3 protein-coding genes are annotated in these 3,628 nt (G+C 75.4%); all 3 read right to left on the minus strand.

Features of this window, described 5'->3' with window-relative positions:
- Nucleotides 1–252: 252 nt before the first annotated feature.
- Nucleotides 253–489, minus strand: coding sequence for a hypothetical protein (locus EFK10_RS01270; RefSeq protein WP_127353939.1), 237 nt, complete (start codon nucleotides 487–489; stop codon nucleotides 253–255).
- A 48-nt stretch (nucleotides 490–537) separates the two neighbouring features.
- Nucleotides 538–2,613, minus strand: coding sequence for a 4-alpha-glucanotransferase (malQ, locus tag EFK10_RS01275; protein WP_127353940.1), 2,076 nt, complete (start codon nucleotides 2,611–2,613; stop codon nucleotides 538–540).
- Between the two features lie 74 nt (nucleotides 2,614–2,687).
- The coding region (locus EFK10_RS01280) for an amidase (RefSeq protein ID WP_164835755.1) at nucleotides 2,688–3,628 on the minus strand (941 nt) is incomplete at its 5' end.

Consider the following 3,628-nt stretch of genomic DNA (forward strand, 5'->3'; position numbering starts at 1 on the left):
CTCGGGCTTCGCCCGGCCGCGCCGGACTCTCCCCCAGACTCCGTCTGGGTGGGGGTCCCCCCGGCCGAAGGCTGGTGGGGGTCCCCCCGGACGGAGTCTGGGGGAGAGTGCCCCCTCCGCCGAGCCGGAGCGCCCGCGCTTCTGCCGAGTGAGCGGCTCGGGTCGCGTTGGCGCCCGCAGGCGGATGGCCTACGGGCGAGGTGGGGAAGCACACCCCGGCAACGGGCAGCAGCAGGGAGCGGGGGGTGGGCGTTAGCCCTTTTGGTGCTTGCGGGACTTGTCGGTGACGATGACGAGCCCGGAGATGATCGCGAAGAGGGCCAGGGGGCAGCCCACGAAGAGGCCGAGGGTCTGGGCGACGCTCAGGCCTTTGCCGGGGTCCAGGCCTTCGTCCTGCGCGAACGCGGGCGAGGTGACCAGGAGCATGAGCGCGGTGCCGGCAGCGATGGCTCCGGCGCGCAGGGCGTTCTTATTGACCTTCTTGTCCACGTGCCAACCGTAGCCCCCGGTGATCCGGGCCGCGCGCCCGGGGTGGCATTACGGCGCGTCCAGCCCCGCGCGCACCTCCTCCGCCAGGGCGTGCAGCCGGGGCGAGGCCGCGAGCTGCTCCAGCGTCAGCGGGTGACCGTCGGCGCCGGCGATCGGGAGCCGCCAGTTGGGGTACTGGTCCCAGGTGCCGGGGAGGTTCTGGGGGCGGCGGTCACCGACGGCGTCGGGAAGCCAGACGCCGAGCATGCGGGCCGGGGTGCGGGCCAGGAAGCGGTGGAGGGCCTTGACCACGGCCTCCTCGTCGCCCGTGCCTTCCGGGAGGAGCCCGAGGCGGCCGAGCAGGGCCAGCCACTCGGCCACCTCGACCGCGTCGTCGGCCTGTTCCTGCTCCAAGGGGCGGCCGAGCAGCCCGAGCCGGTGCCGCAGGCCGACGTGCTCGCCGGTGAGGCGGGCGGCGGTGCTGGGCAGGTCGTGCGTGGTGACGGTAGCCAGGGCCGAGGCCCGCCAGGCCTCCGGGGCGAGGGGACGGCCGCCCCGGTCGTAGTCCCGCTCGAACCACAGCACCGAGGTCCCGAGGATCCCCCGGTCCTCCAGTTCTTCCCGGACGCCCGGCTCGACCGTGCCGAGGTCCTCCCCGATCACCACCGCCCCGGCGCGGTGCGCCTCCAGCGCCAGCACGCCGAGCATCGCGTCGGCGTCGTAGCGTACGTACGTGCCCTCGGTCGGCGGCCGCCCCTCCGGCACCCACCACAGCCGGAACAGGCCCATGACGTGGTCGATGCGCAGGCCTCCCGCGTGCCGCAGCACCGCGCGCAGCAGGTCACGGTAGGGGGCGTAGCCCGTCGCGTCGAGCGCGTCGGGGCGCCAAGGGGGCAGGCCCCAGTCCTGGCCATGGGAGTTGAAGGCGTCCGGGGGCGCCCCGACGGACATGCCGCACGCCAGGGCGTCCTGCAGGGCCCAGGCGTCCGAGCCGGAGGGGTGCGCGCCGACCGCGAGGTCGTGCACGATGCCAACCGCCATCCCGGCGTCGCGCGCGGCGCGTTGGGCCGCGCCGAGCTGACTGTCGGTCAGCCAGACCAGCCAGCAGTGGAAGTCGACCTGCTCCAGGTGCTCGCTGCGGGCTCGGGCGACCTGGGGTGAGCGCGGGTCCCGCAGCCCGGCCGGCCAGGTCCGCCACTCGGGGCCGTGGATCTCGGCCAGCGCCGACCATGTGGCGTGGTCGTCCAGCGCCTGGCCCTGCCCGGCCAGGAAGTCGACGTACGCGGTCCGCCGCCCCGGGCTGAGCGGCACCTTGCGTACGAGCGCCAGCGCTTCGCGCTTCAGCTCCCACACCGCGTCCCGGTCGATCAGCGCCTCCTTCTGCAGCACGGACTCGCGCAGCACGGCGGCCTTCTGCAGTAGATCGGCGGCCCGTTCGCGGTCCGCGAGGCAGAGGTACGCGTACTCCGGGACCTCCTCGACCCGCAGATACACCGGGTCCGGGAAGCGCCGCGACGACGGCCGGTACGGGGACGGGTCGGTCGGCCGCCCGGGCACGGCCACGTGCAGCGGATTGACCTGTACGAAGCCGGCGCCCTGCGCCCGCCCCGCCCAGGCCGCGAGGTCGGCCAGGTCGCCGAGGTCGCCCATGCCCCAGGAGCGGCTGGACAGTACGGAGTAGAGCTGCGCCATGAAGCCGTACGTACGGGTCGGCGGCCCGGCGAGGCGGGCGGGTGCCACGACGAGCTGGGCGCTCGCCGACCGGCCGTCCGGGGCATGCGCCCGCAGCGCGTGCCGGCCGATGCCGACGCCGGGCGGGGGCGGCTGCTTCTCGGGCCGGGACCAGTCGTGCCCGGTGCCGTCCTCGGTCTCGACGCGGAGCGTGGTCCCGCTGGGCAGCTTGAGGCGCGGCGCCTGACCTTCCCGTACGACCACGCTGCGCGGGAGCAGCCGGCCCAGGGTCCGCCGCTCGTGCTCGGCGAGGGCGTCCCGTACGGCCGCCGGGGTCGAGGCGTCCACGCCCAGCGCGGCGAGCACGGCGACCACGGTCTCCTCCGGGACCCGGATCTCCTGGTCCGGCGCCGGGCGGTACGACGTGTCCACGCCGTGCAGTGCGGCGAGCCGTGCCCGCTCGGATACGGCCACTGAGCTCTCCGGTGGTCTCGGTCGGGAATGTCGGACAGCTCAGCCATACCCACTGCGTGCGCAGCCATGTTTTCCTACCCGGCGGCCGCCTCCAATTGGGCGGCCAGCGACAGCAGCGGGCCCTCGGCGGCGTGCAGCGCGCCCAGCATCATGCCGATCGGCAGACCGGTGGCCGTCCACTGCACGGGGAGCGAGATCGCGGGCAGCCCCGCGATGTTCCACGGCGCCGTGAAGGGCGTGAAGGCGATCTGCGCCGCGAAGTCCGCCTCCGGGTCCTCGTCGTCGCGCAGGGCGCCCACCGGCGCGGGCAGTTGGGCCAGCGTCGGGGTCAGCACGGCGTCGTACGGTGCCACGGCGGCGGCGTGCTTCCGGCCGACGGCCTGCATGGCGGACAGCGCCCGGGTGTAGTCGGTGCCGCTCACCTGCCGTGCCTGCTCGCGCAGCCAGCGGGTGAGCGGCATCAGCTCCTGCTCCCGCTCCGGCGGTACGGGGATGCCGGCCGCCATCACCGCCCACACCGGCGTGAAGGCGTCCCGGTCCCCCGGGTCGAGCGGCTGACTCACGTCGACCACGTCATGGCCGAGTCCGGCGAGGAGCGTCGACGTCTTCTCGTACGCCTCCAGCACGGCGGGGTCGACCGGCACTCCCGCCACGTCGGGCTGCGCCCAGCGGGCGATCCTGAGCCGCCGTTCGGGGTCCCGGCGGCTCCACTCCTCGAACGTCCGCCCCTCGCTGGGCAGCGAGAACGGATCGCCCGGCGCCGGCACCGCCATCACGTCCAGCAGCGTCGCCGCGTCCCTCACCGTCCTGGCGATCGGCCCCGCCACCGCCAGCCCGTTCGCGTCCCCGAACGGTGCCGGACTAACCCGGCCCCGGCTCGGCTTCAGCCCCACCACCCCGCAGCAGCTCGCCGGAATCCGGATCGACCCGCCCCCGTCGCTCCCCTGCGCGGCCGGCGCCAGCCCCGCGGCCACCGCCGCCGCCGCGCCGCCGCTGCTGCCGCCCGCGCCGCGCG

The organism is Streptomyces soli (assembly GCF_003999195.1).
Lineage (GTDB): Bacteria > Actinomycetota > Actinomycetes > Streptomycetales > Streptomycetaceae > Actinacidiphila > Actinacidiphila soli.